The organism is Bradyrhizobium sp. SZCCHNR1053 (assembly GCF_032381235.1).
GTDB lineage: Bacteria > Pseudomonadota > Alphaproteobacteria > Rhizobiales > Xanthobacteraceae > Bradyrhizobium.
In genome coordinates, this window is sequence record NZ_JAUHJM010000002.1 from 779577 (window position 1) to 797433 (window position 17857).

General features: G+C 63.6%; 14 protein-coding genes, 1 tRNA gene and 2 pseudogenes. 10 read left to right on the forward strand and 7 right to left on the reverse strand.

The genetic code is table 11. From position 1 onward, the window contains the following. Window positions 1-60: 60 nt before the first annotated feature. The 7 genes from QX051_RS08465 (at window position 61) to QX051_RS08495 (ending at window position 7687) form a co-directional block, all read left to right on the forward strand. Window positions 61-825: an ABC transporter ATP-binding protein gene (locus tag QX051_RS08465; RefSeq protein ID WP_315775746.1), complete on the forward strand. Its 765-nt coding sequence runs from the start codon at window positions 61-63 to the stop codon at window positions 823-825. After that, window positions 822-1544: an ABC transporter ATP-binding protein gene (locus QX051_RS08470; RefSeq protein ID WP_315773244.1), complete on the forward strand. Its 723-nt coding sequence runs from the start codon at window positions 822-824 to the stop codon at window positions 1542-1544. Before QX051_RS08465 ends, QX051_RS08470 begins: the two co-directional genes overlap by 4 nt. Further along, entirely contained in the window at window positions 1541-2551 is a 1011-nt protein-coding gene (locus tag QX051_RS08475) for a branched-chain amino acid ABC transporter permease (protein WP_315775747.1), read from the forward strand. Before QX051_RS08470 ends, QX051_RS08475 begins: the two co-directional genes overlap by 4 nt. Beyond that, window positions 2548-3618, forward strand: coding sequence for a branched-chain amino acid ABC transporter permease (locus QX051_RS08480; RefSeq protein WP_315735395.1), 1071 nt, complete (start codon window positions 2548-2550; stop codon window positions 3616-3618). Before QX051_RS08475 ends, QX051_RS08480 begins: the two co-directional genes overlap by 4 nt. Before the next feature lie 203 nt (window positions 3619-3821). Then, complete coding sequence (locus QX051_RS08485; RefSeq protein ID WP_315775748.1) at window positions 3822-6923, forward strand: EAL domain-containing protein; 3102 nt, start codon at window positions 3822-3824, stop codon at window positions 6921-6923. 141 nt (window positions 6924-7064) lie between these two features. Next, window positions 7065-7469 carry a YccF domain-containing protein gene (locus tag QX051_RS08490; RefSeq protein ID WP_315773251.1) on the forward strand — a complete coding sequence of 135 codons (405 nt, stop codon included), beginning with the start codon at window positions 7065-7067 and terminating at the stop codon, window positions 7467-7469. Between the two features lie 141 nt (window positions 7470-7610). Further along, window positions 7611-7687: transfer RNA gene (locus tag QX051_RS08495), tRNA-Arg, on the forward strand. Here QX051_RS08495 and QX051_RS29470 read toward each other — a convergent pair. Together QX051_RS29470 and QX051_RS08510 are read right to left on the reverse strand one after the other, a co-directional pair. Beyond that, window positions 7658-9198 (reverse strand): annotated as a pseudogene (locus QX051_RS29470) (recombinase family protein). The gene QX051_RS08495 and the pseudogene QX051_RS29470 overlap by 30 nt on opposite strands. A gap of 16 nt (window positions 9199-9214) precedes the next feature. After that, the gene (locus tag QX051_RS08510; protein ID WP_315775751.1) at window positions 9215-9529 is read right to left on the reverse strand and encodes a hypothetical protein; all 315 of its coding nucleotides are present in this window, start codon (window positions 9527-9529) and stop codon (window positions 9215-9217) included. Window positions 9530-10306: 777 nt separating this feature from the next. Here QX051_RS08510 and QX051_RS08515 point away from each other — a divergent pair. From QX051_RS08515 to QX051_RS08525, 3 genes are all read left to right on the forward strand, one after another. Continuing rightward, window positions 10307-10522 carry a hypothetical protein gene (locus QX051_RS08515; protein ID WP_315775752.1) on the forward strand — a complete coding sequence of 72 codons (216 nt, stop codon included), beginning with the start codon at window positions 10307-10309 and terminating at the stop codon, window positions 10520-10522. 42 nt (window positions 10523-10564) lie between these two features. After that, entirely contained in the window at window positions 10565-11104 is a 540-nt protein-coding gene (locus QX051_RS08520; RefSeq protein ID WP_315775753.1) for a hypothetical protein, read from the forward strand. Window positions 11105-11183: 79 nt separating this feature from the next. Further along, on the forward strand, window positions 11184-12272 hold the full coding sequence (locus QX051_RS08525; RefSeq protein WP_315775864.1) for a caspase domain-containing protein: 1089 nt from the start codon (window positions 11184-11186) through the stop codon (window positions 12270-12272). 374 nt (window positions 12273-12646) lie between these two features. Here the strand turns inward: QX051_RS08525 and QX051_RS08530 are convergent. The 5 genes and pseudogenes from QX051_RS08530 to QX051_RS08550 form a co-directional block, all read right to left on the reverse strand. After that, a pseudogene (locus QX051_RS08530) lies at window positions 12647-13203 on the reverse strand (transposase); the annotation flags it as partial. Between the two features lie 242 nt (window positions 13204-13445). Continuing rightward, window positions 13446-13811 carry an IS66-like element accessory protein TnpA gene (gene tnpA, locus QX051_RS08535; protein ID WP_315775754.1) on the reverse strand — a complete coding sequence of 122 codons (366 nt, stop codon included), beginning with the start codon at window positions 13809-13811 and terminating at the stop codon, window positions 13446-13448. A gap of 325 nt (window positions 13812-14136) precedes the next feature. Then, window positions 14137-14916 (reverse strand): GntR family transcriptional regulator, encoded by a 780-nt coding sequence (locus QX051_RS08540; protein WP_315735405.1) that lies wholly within the window; start codon window positions 14914-14916, stop codon window positions 14137-14139. A 12-nt stretch (window positions 14917-14928) separates the two neighbouring features. Continuing rightward, window positions 14929-16206, reverse strand: coding sequence for an MFS transporter (locus QX051_RS08545; protein ID WP_315775865.1), 1278 nt, complete (start codon window positions 16204-16206; stop codon window positions 14929-14931). A 282-nt stretch (window positions 16207-16488) separates the two neighbouring features. Next, on the reverse strand, window positions 16489-17847 hold the full coding sequence (locus QX051_RS08550; protein ID WP_315775755.1) for a sigma-54 dependent transcriptional regulator: 1359 nt from the start codon (window positions 17845-17847) through the stop codon (window positions 16489-16491). Window positions 17848-17857 lie beyond the last annotated feature (10 nt).

The window sequence follows — 17857 nt, forward strand, 5'->3', positions numbered from 1 at the left end:
ACATCCGTGCCCGGCCCTCGCGCCGGGCACGTCCACTTTGGAAGTCATACAGCTGACGATATGGCCCTCACCCTCGAAACCCGCGATCTCACCATCCGCTTCGGCGGCCATGTGGCGGTCAACAGCGTCAGCTGCACTTTCCGCCCGGGCGAGCTGACCGCGATCGTCGGGCCCAATGGCGCCGGCAAGACGACCTATTTCAACCTGATCTCCGGGCAGCTGCGTGCGTCCTCCGGCTCCATCCTGTTCGATGGCAAAGACATCACCACTCTCTCAGCGCCGCTGCGCACCCGCGCCGGCTTGGGACGTGCGTTCCAGCTCACCAACCTCTTTCCCAATCTCAGCGTCGAGGAGAACGTGCGGCTCGCCGTGCAGGCGCAGAGCGGCGTGCACTATGACCTGCTCCGCCCCTGGATGGCGCGGCGCGACCTGATTGCGCGCGCTGATGCGATCCTCGACCAGGTCGCGCTCGGCGGCCGCCGCAGCGTCACCGCGACGACGCTGTCGCATGGCGACCAGCGCAAGCTCGAGGTCGCGCTGATGATGGCGCTCGAGCCGAAGGTTTTCATGTTCGACGAGCCCACCGCCGGCATGAGCATCGACGAGGTCCCTGTCGTGCTCGACCTGATCGGCAGGCTCAAGCAGGACAAGAGCAGGATCATCCTGCTGGTCGAGCACAAGATGGACGTCGTGCGCTCGCTCGCCGACCGCATCATCGTGCTGCATAACGGCCAGCTGGTCGCCGACGGCGAGCCGGCGGAGGTCATCGCCTCGCCCATCGTGCAGGAAGCCTATCTCGGCGTCGCGCCGCGGAGCGCGGCATGAGCACGCTACTGAAGCTTGCGGGCGTCGAGACCTATATCGGACGCTATCACATCCTGCAGGGCGTCGACTTCGAGGTGCCCGAGGGCCAGACCACGATGCTGCTTGGCCGCAACGGCGCCGGCAAGACCACGACCTTGCGCACCATCATGGGGCTGTGGCAGGCGAAGACCGGCACCATCACGCTCGCGGGCGAAGCGATCGAAAAGCTCGCGACGCCCGACATCGCGCGGCGCGGCGTCGGCTACGTGCCCGAGAGCATGGCGGTGTTCTCCGACCTGACGGTCAAGGAGAACCTGGTGCTGGCGGCGCGCAACGGTCCGCTCGACGATGCCCAGCTCGCCTGGATCTTCGGCTTCTTTCCAGCCCTGAAGAAGTTCTGGCTGTCGCGCGCCGGCAGCCTGTCCGGCGGCCAGAAGCAGATGCTGTCGATCGCGCGCGCGATCGTCGAGCCGCGCAAGCTGCTGCTGATCGACGAGCCGACCAAGGGCCTGGCGCCGGCGATCGTGGTATCGCTGATCGAATGCCTCAAGGAGATCAAGCGCCGTGGCGCCACGATCCTGCTGGTCGAGCAGAATTTTCACGCCGCGCGCGAGCTCGGCGACCAGGTGCTGGTGATGGACAACGGCACCATCGTCCATCGCGGCGAGATGGCCGCGCTCGCGGCCGACGTGCCGCTGCAGGAGCGCCTGCTCGGCCTCAGCCTGGAGGCGCATCAATGAGCGAGATCGCGGCAACCGATGCGCTGCCCAAGCCGAAGCGCGACATCGCGCCGCTGCTGCTGCCGGTCGTGCTGGCGCTCCTGATGATCCCGCTGGTCGGGTCAGCGAGCTCCTGGGTTACCCTGACGGTTGCGAGCCTCGCGATGGGCATGATGATCTTCATCATGGCCTCGGGCCTGACGCTCGTATTCGGCCTGATGGACGTGCTCAATTTCGGCCACGGTGCCTTCATCGCCGTCGGCGCCTACGTTGCGACCCTGGTGCTGCTGCCATTGGCGGGCTGGGCCCAGTCCGACTCGCTGCTGACCAATCTCGCCGTCCTCGTCCCGGCTGCGCTGCTGTCGATGGGCGTGACCGGCGCGCTCGGCCTGGTCGTCGAGCGCGTGCTGGTGCTGCCGGTCTACGGCCAGCACCTCAAGCAGATCCTGATGACCACCGGCGGCCTCATCGTTGCCGAGCAGACCCTGTATGCGTTGTTCGGCCCGCAGATCATTCCCATGCCGCTGCCCACGGCGTTGCGTGGATCCTTCATCATCGGTGACGTCGCGATCTCGAAATACCGGTTGCTGGCCATGCTCGTCGGCTTCGCGATCTTCGTCGCCATCGAGCTGGTGCTGAACCGGACCAAGATCGGCCTGTTGATCCGCGCCGGCGTCGAGAACCGCGAGATGGTCGAGGCGCTCGGCTATCGCATCCGCCGGCTGTTCCTCGGCGTGTTCATGACCGGCTCGGCGCTGGCCGGCGTCGGCGGCGTGATGTGGGGGCTGTATCGCGAGCAGGTGCATGCCTCGATCGGCGAGGAGCTCACCGTGCTGGTATTCATCGTCGTGATCATTGGCGGGCTCGGCTCGATCACCGGCTGCTTCATCGGCGCGATGCTGGTCGCGATGGTTGCCAACTATGGCGGCTTCCTGGTGCCGAAGCTCGCCCTCGTCTCCAACATCCTGCTGATGGTCGCCGTGCTGATGTGGCGGCCGCGCGGCCTCTATGCGGTGACCAGCCGATGATGATCCTGTCCGGCGACCCACCGCGCAGCCGCGCGCTGTCCATCCTGCTCACCGTCATCATCCTGGCACTGCTGGCGACACCCTTCATCTTTCCTGGCGCCAAGGCGCTCAACGTCGCCGCCAAGATCTGCATCTTCGCCGCGCTGGTCGCGTCCTACGACCTGCTGCTGGGCTACACCGGCTCGGTGTCGTTCGCGCACACGATGTTCTACGGCATCGGCTCCTATGCGATCGCGATCGCGCTCTATGGCCTCGGCCCCAATTGGACCGCGGTCGCGGTCGCCGTCGCGGCCGGGCTGCCGCTCGCATTGCTGCTGGCGCTCGCGATCGGCCTGTTCTCCCTGCGGGTCGAGGCGATCTTCTTTGCCATGATCACGCTCGCGGTCGCCTCGGCCTTCCTGGTGCTGGCGTCGCAATTGTCGTGGCTGACGGGCGGCGAGGACGGCCGCAGCTTCCAACTGCCGGAGCTCCTGCGCCCGGGCACCGTGTTCATCAGCAAGGACTGGTTCGGCTTCCCGATCAACGGACGCATCCTGACCTATTACCTGGTGCTGTCGGTCTGCGCACTGATGATCCTGGCGCTGCTGCGCGTCGTCAACTCGCCGTTCGGCCGCGTGCTGCAGGCGATCCGCGAGAACCGCTTTCGGGCCGAGGCGCTCGGCTACCGCACCGTCTTCCATCTCACCTATGCCAACTGCATCGCCGCTGTCATCGCGGCGTGCGCGGGCATGCTGAACGCGCTGTGGCTGCGCTATGCCGGCCCCGACACCTCGCTCGCCTTCTCGATCATGCTCGACATCCTGCTGATGGTGGTGATCGGCGGCATGGGCACGATCTATGGCGCAATCATCGGCGCGGCGATCTTCATCCTGGCGCAGAACTATCTCCAGGCCCTGATGGGCATCGCCTCGACCGCGGCGGCGGACGCCGGCCTGCCGCTGCTGCCGGGCCTCCTGCATCCCGACCGCTGGCTGCTGTGGCTCGGCCTCCTGTTCATCGCCAGCGTCTATTTCTTTCCGACCGGCGTCGTCGGGCGCCTCCGCAACAAGCCGGGCGCGACACGCTGAGCTGCAAGTACCCTTAAAATTCCGCGCTGCGGCGCCGCCGCAGCTTTGGCCGCACGGTATTCGCATGCGGAAATTATCGTTTGCCGCGAAGTTTCGACGCGCCCTTAAGCGACGGCTAACCGCATTTCCTAACCGGTCCGGCACCAGTGCCTTGTTATCAAGCTTGCTTGCAACAAGTCATTTCCTCCCGGGTCGATCAAGGCATGCAGGGCGCAGCAGACACGTCAGGGACCGGCGGTAGCGAGCCGGAACGGATTGGCACGTCCCTCTGGCGCGGTCCGGTGCCATGGCTGATCGCGTGCGGCGCGCTTCTGATCGCAGCCATCGTCATCGGGACGATCGTCATGGCCAGCGGCTTTCGGACACGTGCGATCGCCAACAACGAGCGCGAGCTCGAAAATACCGTGCTGCTGTTGAGCCGGCATTTCGCGCAGCAGTTCGAAGATGCCGAGACCGCGGTGTCGCATGCGATCCACCGCATGCAGCTCGGGTCGATCGGTTCGCCGGAGGCGTTCCGGACCGAGATGGCAAAACCCGAGATCAGCGAGATGCTGCGGTCTCAGGTCAGTGGCCTGTCCTATATGGGAGACCTCACGATCATCGACGTCGACGGCAATTTCGTGAACTGGTCGTCCAACGACCCGCTGCCGGCCATCAACGTCGCGGACCGCTCCTACTTCAAGGACCTGCAATCGGCATCGCGGCCGGACAGCTTCGTGATCCTGCCGGTCATGAGCCGCGTCACCGGCGGCTGGGCGACCATCGTCGCGCATCGCCTGAACGGCCCGAACGGGGAATTCCTCGGCCTCCTGACCCGCCGGGTGGATCCGCACACCTACGAGACGTTCCTGGAATCGATGGCTCTCGGGAAGGGCTCGTCGATCATGCTGGTCCATTCCGACGGCGCCGTGCTGGCGCGCTACCCGCACGCCGAATCCCTGATGGGCGCCAGGATCGGGAACGACGAGCTGCTGAAGGGGGTCGCGGAGAGTGGCCTGCGCACGACCCTGCTCACGAGCTCCGTCGACAACCTGGAGAAGATCGCGTCCGCCTCCAGGATCGGGCGCTTCCCGCTCGTCATCTCGGCCAATAGGCTGGTCGACGATGCGCTCGCGGACTGGCGATCGCAGATGGTGCTGCTCGTAGGTGCGGCGATGCTTGCGATCGCGGTCATCGCCCTGACGTTCAGCCTGATGATCCGGCAGATCGTGCGACAGGGGCGTGCGGCAACGCGTCAACTGGAGACCGAGAAGCAACGGGTCGAGACTGCGCTGGACAACATGACGCAGGGGCTGATCTCGTTCGACGCGAACGCATGCGTCGTGATGTTCAATCAGCGCTTCATCGACCTGCTCGGCCTGTCCAGAGACGCGATCAGGCCCGGTGCCCACCTCAGCGAGGTCATCGCGCACTGCAAGGCGCGCGGATCCTTCAACGGCGACGTGACCGACTTCTGCGCCGACATCATCGACAGAGCCGCGGCAGGCGGCACGTCGCAGATGATCGCGGAGGGCGGAGCCGGACGCTTCTTCAACATCATCGACAAGCCGCTGGCGTCGGGCGGATGGGTCACGACGATCGAGGACATCAGCGAGCATCGCAGGATCGAGCAGGAGCGCGACCGCAACTACGCATTCCTGCGCGAGATCATCGACCACATCCCGTCACACATCATGGTCAAGGACGTCCGCGACCGCCGCTACGTGCTGGTCAACCAGTCGACCGAGCAGCGCTTCGGCGTGCCACGCGACGAGATCGTCGGCAAGACGGCGTTCGACCTGCTGCCGCGACCGGTCGCGGAAAAGGTGACGGCGGACGACGACCGGGCTCTGGAGCAGTCGGACGGGCTGTTTCTCGCCGAACATCCCTGGCAGAGTCCGGGGCTGGGCTTGCGCTACATCACATCGCGGCGCATCGCCGTCGCGGATGATGCACAGCGGCCGCGCTATCTGATCAACGTGATCGAGGACACCACGGAGCGGCGGCTGGCCGACGAGAAGATCGCCCATCTCGCACATTTCGATGCATTGACCGAGCTGCCGAACCGCGTGCTGTTCCAGGAGCGCATCGACGAGGAACTGGAACGCGTGCGCCGCGGCACCTTCTTCGCGCTGCTCTACATCGATGTCGACGAGTTCAAGGGCATCAACGATTCGCTCGGCCATCATGTCGGCGACGAGCTGTTGAAGACGATCGCGCGCCGCATCGAAAGCTGCCTCGCGCCGGAGGATATGGTGGCCCGGCTCGGCGGCGATGAATTCGCGGTGCTGCTGACCACCGTTGCGGACCGGGACGAGGTCATCGTGGCCGTGAAGGAGATCCTCGACGCGATCCGCGAGCCCTATAAATGCCTGGGCCACCAATTGTCGACCGACGCCAGCATCGGCATCGCGCTGGCGCCCCAGGACGGCGTCGAGCGCGACCAGCTGACCAAGAATGCCGACCTCGCAATGTATGCCGCCAAGGCCGGCGGCCGCCGCACTTTCCGTTTCTTCGAGCCGGCGATGGATGAAAACGCGCGCGCGCGGCTGCAGTTGCAGCAGGACCTGCGCCGGGCGATCACGGAAGGCCAGTTCGAGCTGCACTACCAGCCGCTGCTCGGCTTCAGCGAGAACGTCATGACCGGCTGCGAGGCGCTGTTGCGCTGGCGTCATCCGGAGCGAGGGATGGTGCCGCCGCTCGACTTCATTCCGCTCGCCGAGGACACCGGGCTCATCAACGAGATCGGCGACTGGGTGTTACGCACCGCCTGCGCCGAGGCCGCGCATTGGCCCGCCGACATCCGCATCGCCGTGAACGTCTCGCCCGTGCAGCTCAAATCGCCGACCCTGGCGCTGCGGATCGCAGGCGCGCTGTCGGCGGCCGGCCTTGCACCCGAACGGCTCGAGATCGAGATCACCGAGGCGGTGCTGATCAGCGACGACGACGCCGCGCTCGGCATCCTGCACCAGTTGCACGACATGGGCGTGCGCATCGCGCTCGACGATTTCGGCACCGGCTATTCGTCGCTGAGCTATCTGAAGCGGTTCCCGTTCGACAAGATCAAGATCGACCGCTGCTTCGTCAGCGACATCGGCGCCGGCAGCTCGTCGGCGATCGTCCAGGCGGTGGTGAGCATCGCCGCCGCCAGCAACATGACGACCACGGCCGAAGGCGTCGAGACCGGGGCGCAACAGACGGCGCTGCGGCAGCTCGGCTGCACCGAGATGCAGGGCTATCTGTTCAGCGCCCCGAAGCCGGCGGCCGAGCTGCGCAAGCTGTTTGCCCTGGAGGCGGCGGCAGGGGGCCTGCAGGTCGCCGGCTGAGCCGGCTCGCCGGCACTGTCCACGCCCGGCCGTCCCGAGGCTGCGGCGCGAGGCCACGCAGATTTCGACGACCGGCCCGCTACCGGCCTCGGCGCGGCGTTCCTATATCCGGAGCGGCAACAACGGAGTTGGCAGGTCGTCATGCAGCCGGTTTCCTTGCTTCTGAACATCCTCTGGATCCTGTGCGGCGGCGCCTACATGGCGTTTGGCTGGCTGGTCGCCGCGGTCGTGATGGCGATCACGATCGTCGGCCTGCCCTGGTCCCGCGCCGCCTTCAACATCGCCGCCTATACGCTGCTGCCGTTCGGCTCGCGCGCGGTCCGCCGCGACGAGCTCACCGGCATGGAGGACGTCGGAACCGGCGTTCTCGGCCTGCTCGGCAACATCATCTGGTTCGTGCTGGCCGGCTGGTGGCTGGCGCTCGGCCACCTCCTGACCGCAATCGTGCTCGCGGTGAGCATCATCGGCCTGCCCTTCGCCTGGGCCCATCTGAAGCTCGCCGGGCTCGCCTTGTGGCCGATCGGCAAGACCATCGTGCCGGCGTAGGGCGGTCGGCGGGAGCGGGCCGGCCGCGCACCCCCGCCGAACTGCCCGCGCGCCTCGCGGCGCGAGCGGCCGTCCGCCCGGTCCGGGAGCATCCAAGGCCGTTGCCGTCGCCGGGGCAATCGGCTAAACGATTTGCCGTACGCACCCGTAGCTCAGCTGGATAGAGCGTTGCCCTCCGAAGGCAAAGGTCACACGTTCGAATCGTGTCGGGTGCGCCACTTCGGTACAGAACTGGGCACGCCAAAACCCGCCGTTTTTGCGCTTGAAGCGGCGACGAGCGTGCGCAGTAGTTCGCTTTTCGAGCCCATGATGCGAAGTTCTTGCGCGTCGACTTCGACGCGCTGGGCGAGCGCGCGGAGGTAATCGCGCCGGTAGCCGCCCCCCTCGATCCGCATCCGCTTGCGGGCCATCCTGGCAAATGCCTTGATCGATTGCGTAGTGATGGTCGGCCCCTGTCGATTGATCGCGCCCTCGGCCCTCTCAGTGTCAGCACGGGCCTGGTCCCGGATGGCCTTCAGCTCAGTGATACGGTTCTTCAGCATCATGTCGGAGAGATCGGTGACACCATTCTCAATGGCGTCGTAGAGCCGCTTGAGTTTGGCGTCTGCCTCGGTCGCCCGCTTGCGCAATTCGGCGATATGGGTCGCTTGTCGCTCGGATCGTTCCTCGCGGCGGTCGAGAACCGAGGACAGGATTTTCTCAAGACGGTGGGGCTGTAACAAACGATGTTCGACGTGATCGGCGACGAGCTTGTCGAGCTTTTCCATGGGGACGGTACGGCCCCTGCAGCCAGTCTCGCCCTGGCGCGCCTTGGTCGAGCAAGTGTAGTAGCGGTATCGCCCACTCTTGCCGGTGCGCAGCGTCATCGCCATCCCGCAGGCCGCGCAGAAGCAGATGCCGGTAAGGAGGGTCGGCCCGCTGACGATGCGGGGCGCGGTCCACGCCGGGCTACGGGCCTTGAGCAGCGCCTGTACCGCCTCGAGCGGTGACGGCCGATATAGGTCGTGCGCGTCAGCACCTTGTGGACAGCGTCGATGCCCCAGCGCCCGCCGTCACGGGTGCGGATACCACTGGTGTTGAGATGATTGGTGATGGACTTGACACCCATCGGCCCCGAGGTGCCGTCACCCTCCCAGGCCAAGCGGAATATCAGCCGTACGGTCTCGGCCTGGAAGGGATCAATCTCCAGGGTCTTCTTGACGCGGTGACCGCGCTGCTCGCCGGCAATGATGCGGTAGCCGATCGGCGGCAGGGCGCCATTCCAGAACCCTTGCCGGGCATTCTCCTTCATGGCCCGCAGGGTGTGCTTGGCGTTCTCCTTGGATTGGTACTCGTCGAACAGGGCCATGATCTGGCGGATCATGTTGCTCATGGGATCGTCGCCCAGCTCCTGGGTGATCGAGATCAGCCGGACGCCGTTCTTGGCAAGGCGGCGGACGTAGAACTCGAGCTGGAACTGATCGCGGAAGAAGCGGCTGAAGCTGTGGACCACGATCGCGTCGAACATCGGCGGCTTGGCGGTCGCGGCATCGATCATGCGCTGGAACTCCGGCCGCCGGTCGTCGGTGGCGGACGCACCGGGCTCGACATACTCGGCAATAATCTCCCAGCCGCGCGAGGTGCAGTATCCTTTTGCCTGGCGGCGTTGATCCGGAATCGAGAGGTCGTTGTCGGCCTGCCGTCCCGTCGAGACTCGCAGGTACAGAGCTGCGCGGATCGGCGTGGTCATAGCGGGTTCTCCAGAGTCATTGGCGGGTCGAGAACAATTCGTCGAACAGATCGCCGAACCAGGCCTCGAACACCTCGATCTCGGCCTCGGTTATCGGCACCTCGTCGGGCCACTCATCCGTGACGATCCAGGTGGTCGCATCCTCCGGCGCCGGACGACCGACGCGGCGGGCTGGCGGGCGCGCGTAGTCATAGAGATCGGCGGGAAGCGCGTCCTGTGCCGTGATATTCCGTGTTCGGGATTTGCGAGTGCGAGCCATAACCGCAGTGTCGCCCGGCAGGTGCGCCAAAAGAATGGCCGGAGTGATGCCGCGCTGCGCCGCGGCCTCCATCTCGGTCACATCAGGAGCGAGTTCGCTCCCACCTTGCCTTACCTGCGTGAGCGACCCTCGCCGGGCCGGCGACTTCAGGTCAAGGCCGTCAGCCGGCGGAGCCGGGCGCGCGATCAGCGCGAGCCTTGAGCTGACGGCACCGGTCCGGCCCACTCGTCATGAGCAGGCCAATAATTTCTCTGCCGGAGGGTGCCCCGTCCAAGGTCACGGATGCGAGTGCGGCGCTCGGGCAAAGCCGCCGTCGAGAGGCGTTGGCGGAGGGCGCGCATTGAGCCGAAAACGCGCACAAAATAGCGTGCTGGCGCTTGGAGGACTGATTTAGTTCGGATTTCGTAAAAAGCGCCATCAGGCCGATTCACGCGACGCCCCCTTAACCTCAACTCCCACAACCACAATCAGCGCGACCGGAGGCCGCGCTTTTCTCTTGCCGTCCACGGTCGGCGGTCTCGTCCTCGCCGGTCCTCCGAGAATATTCGCTAGATCACAATCGAACGAAAACCAGGCAAAGGCCGGAGACAGTCTGCATGCGGGCTTTATTTTCCAGTCGATCTGCCCGACACTCCGGCCGTCGCGTGCTGATCTCTTGAAACTTCCCAAGCCGGTTTCTACGTAGACTATAGCTGTCGGTTCTTGCGGCGCTCGTCCGCCTAAGCCATGCTGCAGGGAGTCGCGCGGGGCGCAAATGAGCGACGACGTCGCGACCAGTCGGTGGCAACATTTCTGTCTATCGGCTGCCCGTCGGCACGCGTGAGCCCGCAAATTGCTGGGGCAATATCAATGACTGCGAAATCGCTTTCGACTGAACTGCACGAACAATTCCAGGTCGCACTTGAAGAGCTCGACAGCGCCAAGCAGGCGATGTTGAATACGCTCGGGGCGTTGGGACGACCGACCACGCCCGAGAAGCTGGCGGCATTCAGCAAGGCCAAGGATGCAATGGACAAGGCGGCGGCTAAGTGTTCGCAGATCGCGCAGAAGATAGCTGAGCTGTAAATTGTCGCAGGGCCAGCGGCGAGAGCAAAAACCGAGTTTTCGATGACCACGGTCGTTTCAAGCATCCAAGATTACCAGGCTTTCTGGCGTGACGTAGTCGAGCCCGACTACAACGATTTCAACACCAAGATCGACGACTTGCGGCGCGCGTTTCACTGCGCGATCATGTTGATTCACATGTGCGATTGGGCCTACATCGCGCATAAGCCATATATCGACTCGAAATTTACCTATAAGGACAAGAACGGCGTCTCGCAGTCAGTCAGCGACGAAAAAACATTCGCTAACGCTATCCGAGATTTGTATCCAGACTTCGAGTTAATTAGAGGAATCGCCAATTCGGCAAAGCATCTGCAACTTAAGCAGCCCGGCTCGCATCCATCATCACCCAGTCATGCCGCAAATACTAGGGTTCAAAGCACAGGCTGGGGCGAAGGAGGATACGGACAGGGACCTTTCGGCGGGTCGGCGCGGGTTATGCTTCAAGGGCCTCAGGGACAGGATCTGGAGTTTTCCGATATCGCGACTTCAACCTACCACATGTGGAAGGCTATCGCACAGCAGCACGGTTGGCCGCTGTAATGGTCGAGGGCACAACGCGTTAAGCGCCATATACGAAGCGATCGGCTGGGGGGACGTCATGCAACTTCAACATCCAACCATGTCGCTAACCCGGCAGATCGTCCTCAATGTTTTGGTCTGGCTAGCATTCAGTTCGCCGGCTTTAGCCGAAAAGCGCGTAGCGCTGGTGGTTGGCAATTCCAATTACCAAAATGTGCCGCGACTAGATAATCCCGCCAGCGACGCGCGCCTCATGGCCGACACGTTGCGCAGTCTCGGCTTCACGATCGTGGGGAGCGAGGCACAAATCGACTTAGACAAAACTGCCTTTGATAATGCGGTGAGGAGTTTCGGCCGGCAGCTTCAAGGAGCGGATGTTGGACTGTTTTACTACGCTGGACACGGCTTGCAGGTGCGCGGCGCAAACTATCTCATTCCCGTAAATGCAAATCCGGTACGTGAAGCTGATCTTGATTTTGAGCTTGAAGAGGTTGGTTTAGTGCTCAGGCAAATGGAAGGGGCGGGCACTCGGCTGAACATCGTGTTCCTTGATGCTTGCCGTAACAATCCCTTTGGCGGGCGCGGACTACGCGCGCTTGAGACTGGCTTAGCGCAAATACGTGCCCCTGAAGGCACGCTGATTTCATTTGCTACTCAACCGGGCAGCGTTGCGCAGGATGGCAGCGACGGACATAGTCCCTTCACAGGCGCGCTCACCCGAACAATCCGCAAGCCGGGACTCGGAATTTTCGATGCGCTAAACGAGGTTGGATTAGCCGTAAAGGCGGCAACGGGCGGAGCGCAACAGCCGTGGTTCTCGACCTCCCCAATAAACGGCGCCTTCTATTTTGCTCCAGGGAATGGCACCTTGCCTCCAAGGCCGCCCGCCACACCCAGCCCTGCACTGGCAACTGCGCCTCCGACAGAGCCTAAGCTCCCCAAAGCTACGGCGCAGCCCAAACCGGTCCCGGCTCTTTCGCCCTCAGCAGCCGCAGTCCCGACGGCTGCGCCTCTCGTGCTGCCGAGGGCGACTTCGCCGAAATACGCGTCGGAGGACCCCGGTCAGGCCCGTATGCACACTTGCTTGGAGCAGTACATCGCCAACAAGGCGACCAACAGTAACGGAGGCATGAAGTGGGTTGAGGCTGGCGGGGGGTACTACACTGCCTGCAACAAAAATCTGAAATGAGCTGCCTCAACTTGTTATCACGCGAGACGCCCAGGAGACGGCCGCTCATCAGACGTAGCGTGGGCTCGCAGGCCGTCGCATATTCTCGGGTTCTGGCGCGCGATCGGCCGCAGCATCATAGCGTCACGGCGAAGCAATAGTGCCCATCTTCGTCGGCCGTGGTGCGCCACTCAATCAATAGCCCTCTCGGAAGTCGGGAAGAGCCCGCGACACATCCCCCGCAGCTACTGACCGTATTTTGCGTTCAGCGCCAAAGGCGCCTTCGCCCCGATTGGATTTGGTCGTCAGAAACCAAGTGATGTGCTTGAATTGCGTAGGCGTCCGGTGAAGGCCACGGGCCGAGCGACTGCTCTGGACGGTCTGGAGCGGCTCGATCAGGCGGCGGCCGATGTCTGGGCGGCCTGCCAGCTCCAGGGAAGCAGATCGGCGAGCTTGCTGGCCGGATGATCGGGTAGCTTGGCGAGGACGTCGGCGAGCCAAGCCTGCGGGTCGACGTTGTTGAGCTTGGCGGTCTGGATCAGCGTGTAGATGGCGGCAGCGCGGCGGCCGCCTTCGTCGGAGCCGGCGAAGGTCCAATTCTTGCGGCCGAGGGCCACGGCGCGCAGCTCGCGCTCGGCCGCATTGTGAACACCTCCCAGCGCTTGAGGCTGTAGTCGATTGCTTTTGCGGTCTCGCTCTTGCCGGACAGCTTGGTACGGCGTTCGCGCAGGAAGCCGTGGAGCTCGTCGACGAGTGGGCGGCTGCGTGCGTCGCGCACGGCTTTGCGTTCGTGGGCCGGTAGACCGTTGATCTCGCGTTCGATCGCAAACAGCGCGTCGATCTTCGCGATCGCTTCGATCGCGATCGGCGCCTTCTTCAGCCGTGCGATCTCAAAGAACTTGCGCCGTGCATGCGCCCAGCAGCCGACCTCGATGATCGGGCCCGGCTTGCGCGCAGCCGTGCAGCCCGTATTTGGCGAACAGGATGTGCGCCAACAGGCGCGGTCCCGCGCGTCCGCGCGAGATCGGATGGAACAGCGCCAGCGGCTGCGTGATCGCCTCGCAGGCGCGGCAGGAGAACTTCTCCCGTACATGCTGGATCACCTTTCACTGAGCGCCAGACCGTCGAAGCCCTTGCGCATGTCGGCATGGTCGGTCGCAAGCCAGACCTGGGTGCCGGAGGGGATCGGGATCGTCATCGGGAACCCGCCTGGAGCGCCGCGATCACCGCGGTCACCGTCGCGACATCCGCCGCGCCGCTGATCCGGATCTTGGCCTCCGCCCCGAGCTCGACTTCGATCAGCCCCTGCGTTGGAGCTGCCGCCGCGTGAGGATCGGCTGCGATCGTCAAGGCGGCGAAACCCGGCGCGGCAGCCTCCTTGCCGCATAGCTGCTGGCGCCGGCGAAACACCTGGCTGGAATGCACCCCGAACGCTCGCGCCACCCCCAGGATCGTCGCTCCCGGTTCTAACGCTGCAGCAACGACACGCTCCTTATCGGCGCGCGACCAATGCCGCCGTCGCCGCTCCGACGTGATCACTTCCACTTCCGCTTTAGCCATAGGACTGGCTCCAGGACTAGTCCTATGGCTTCAACAAGCGTCAGCTCCGACGCAAGGCGGCCGTCGCCGGGGGCTTACCTTGCTCGCGGAAAACCGCGGCCGCTGCTCGCCGACCGTGAACGGTTCGAGCGCAACTATCAGGAGTGGCTCCTTGCGGTCGGCTGCACACATCCGCAAACGTCGAGTTAGGTCGGCACGAGACTGCAGCTAAAGACTAGTTTGCCAGTCCACACGAACGCAAACGACCCACCAGCTCGATCGATGGCAACGATTGACCATCGAACTTCGCGGGCGCCGTGAGTGCGAGACCATTAGGTGGGATGGTTCAGCCTGCAGCGGCGGCAATGGCCCAGCGCGATCTGGCTTCCCGTATCAATTCTGGCAAATTTGCAATCGTTCGGTGCATGTGGGCTTCCAGGCGTGCGCACGCGCGCGCGGCGTTCTGGCTGCGGACGCCGTCCGCGATATCAAGACAGTCACGGAGCTCGGAGTCCGGATCGGCGTCTCGGGAGATGACGAGGCATCGAATATACCGGCTGCGGTCGTTGAAGTTTTTTATCATTCGCAGCATCTCCTCGTTCCTCGATATCTGCGCGATCTGCTCGAACACCCCCTCGATAGCGGCAGCATAATGCTTGGCGCGATTCCTTGCCGAATTCGCGGGCGGAAGCGCCGCCATTCTCATCGCGCTTCGGCCAAAGCGTACGGCCGACGATGGCTCCAAAGCCTTCCTGAGATTATGCGCGAGCACCAGCCGAGCAAACTCATAGAGGTCCTGCAGCTCCGCTGCGTCCGGGACCCTCGAGAAGAAGCCTCGCTTCGGAACGATATCAATCAGCCCCTCGCCATGAAGACGCTCGAGAGCTTGTCTCACCGGTGTCGCGCTCGCCCTGACATAGTCAGCAAGCTGTTCGATGCGCAGGTGCTCGCCTGGCAAAATGATCTTCGACTCCGACGTCAACTCGTAATGTGTGACCAATTCCTTGATTCGGGCGTAGGCAACATCGACTCGATTGAATTCGCTGTCCATATCGATACCTGCTGCGCGAGGATTGCTGATCCGGCGGGCTTGAGCCGAAGGCTGCGCGGCGCGTCGCGCGCTCATGCGACGCGTCGCTCATCGCGCTTTCTGCTCACGATCGATCGCCGAGTGCCGCCGGGTGTCGCGCATGGTGAGATAGACGACAAGAGAGGTCGCAATGCAGCCGGTGAGGTAGAAATAGAACCAGCTTTCGTGACCGATCGACTTGAACCAAAGCGCGATCGACTCTGCCGTGCCGCCGAAGATCGAAACGGTCAATGCATATGGCAGCGCTACGCCCGTTGCTCGAATTGCAGTTGGGAACAGTTCGGCCTTGACCACCGCATTGATCGAGGTATAGCCGGATACGATCAACCACGCCGCCGCGATCAGGAGGAATGCGGTGAACGGGTCGTGGACTCCCTGCAGCGAGTTCAGAAGCGGAATCGTAAACAGAGTTCCGCCCAGTCCGAACCCGATCAACAGCCATTTGCGTCCGATGCGATCGGAAAGGGCGCCATAGAGCGGCTGCAGCACCATTGCGAAGATCAGGCTACAGGCCGTGACCATGGTCGTTTGATCATCGGTCAGCTTGACGGAGAGCTTCAGGTATTTCTGCATGTAGGTGGTATAGGTGTAGAAGGCCGCAGTCCCCCCCATTGTTAGTCCAACAACAAGCAAGACTTCACGTCGGAACTGACCCAGCGCGCGCAGCGAACTTCCCTGTCTTGCCGACTTCGCGCGGGTGAATACATCCGTTTCGTGCAGGTTGCGGCGCATGACGGCGGCCACGACGGCCAGCAGCGCGCCGATGACGAACGGAATACGCCAGCCCCATCCACGAAGCTGCTCCTCCGTCAGAAGCACCTTCTGCAGGACCAGCAGAACGACGATCGCGCAGAGCTGGCCGCCAATCAACGTCACATATTGGAAGCTGGAATAGAATCCGCGGTTCTTTTCGTCCGCGACCTCGCTCAGGTAAGTTGCGCTGGCGCCATATTCACCGCCAAGGCTGATTCCCTGCACGATTCGCGCGAAACCAAGCAGGACCGGCGCCGCAAAGCCGATCGACGCATAGGTGGGCGTCACGGCGATGATCAGCGAGCCGAAGCACATCATCAAGACCGACAAGGTCAAGGCATTACGGCGGCCATGATGATCTGCAAAATGGCCGAATAGCCAGCCTCCGAGTGGGCGGACAAGAAAGCCGGCGGCAAACAGCAGCGCGGCGTTCAACTGCTGCACGACCTCGTCGCCCTCAGGAAAAAACGATTTGGCGAAATACAACGCAAACGCGGCATAGGCGTAGAAGTCATACCATTCCACCAGATTTCCGATCGAGCCGACGAAGATCGCGCGCAAGCGGCTACCCATCCCAAGGCCGTCACGGCGTGCTTCATCGGCGGCCGCAACGAGGGTGGGGCTGATAGCTCGCTCAAACTTCATGGCGTCCTCCGAGTGCACGTTTTCTTAGGCTCTAAGGCCAATCGTGCTCATGCCTGAGCAACCCGCGTGCCAGCCGGCGGCGGCCGCCGATCGCGCCGCCAAACAAAGCCATTTCAGATGGTTGCATGCGCCTCGCGTGAAACGGGCTCGCCGCGCTAAGCGGAATTCCGCCGATCCGCGTCGGCGCGTGAGCGGGAATCCGCCTCGTGCCTAGCAGGAGGTTCGGCTGGGTCGCAGCAAGCCGTACCTTGCCATTTTTTCGTTGAGCGTCCGCCGTGGCACGCCGAGACTTTCCATAACCGCTGCAACTGACCAGTTGTGCTCCAGCAAAGACGCCTCGATCAGCATGCGCTCATAAGCTGCGACACGCTCAGAGAGCGAGCGCCTTGCGCCCGCTCCCTCGGCTCGCCGCAGAATTTCCGCGACGCGGCGACCCGTTGCGGCCAAGCCGAGCGCGTAACGTTCAGCAACGTTCTTCAATTCTCGAACATTGCCAGGCCAGTCATGGGTCAGCAGTGCATCGAAATCCTCGGCTCCGAGTGGCGTCAGGTCACGGCCGCTGCGCCGGGCAGCTTCCCCGGCAAAATGCTGGAATAGCAGCAGCACGTCGTTGCCCCGTTCGCGCAACGGCGGGAGGCGGATCTCAGCCGCTGCCAGGCGGAAGTAGAGATCGGCCCGAAAGCGGCCGCTGCGGCTGTCCGCGGCGAGATCGGCTTTCGCGGCCGCGATCACACGGACGTCGACCGGGATCAGCCGGTTCGATCCCACCCGCTCGACCACGCGCTCCTGCAGAACGCGTAGGATCTTGACCTGGAACGCGTGTGGCATGCTTTCAATTTCATCGAGCACGAGAGTTCCGCCGCTGGCGTGTTCGAACTTCCCGATGCGAGCCCCGCGTGCACCAGTGAACGCGCCTGCCTCGTGACCCAGCAGCTCGCTCTCGAACAGCTCGGCGGGTATAGCCGCGCAATTTACCGCAACGAATGGAGCTCGTGCCCGCGGACCGAGGTCATGCAGTGCGCGAGCGACGACCTCCTTTCCCGTGCCGCTCTCGCCGAAGAGGATCACATCCCGGTCGTGCTCGGCGAGCTCGCCAACGGACTTTCGCAGCCCCGCCATCGCGGGCGATGTCCCCAGGAGACGTCGCTCCAGCTCACCTTCGGCGCCGAGCCGGCTGGTGAGTTGCCTGAGTTGACGCTTCAATCCTGATTGTTCTGCCGCCCGCGCTAGCACGGCAGACATATGGTCTGGGTTGGCAGGCTTCTGCAAAAAATCGTAGACGCCCTCGCGCATGGCCGCAACCGCGAGTGCAACGTCGCCGTGAGCAGTGAGCAGGACGACCGGAATGTCGGGATCGATTCGCTGCACGTCGCGCATGAGTTCGATGCCGGATCGATGCGGCATCCGGAAGTCGGTCAGTACTACGTCAGGCAGCTCGGCCTGAAGCATCGACAGCGCCTCGCCAGCATTTCGGGCTGTGCGCGCTTCGAAGCCGCCCAGCTCCAGCCATTGTCTGATCGAGCTGCGAACGATCTCCTCGTCGTCAACGACAAGAATCGATTTGCTCATCCACACACCC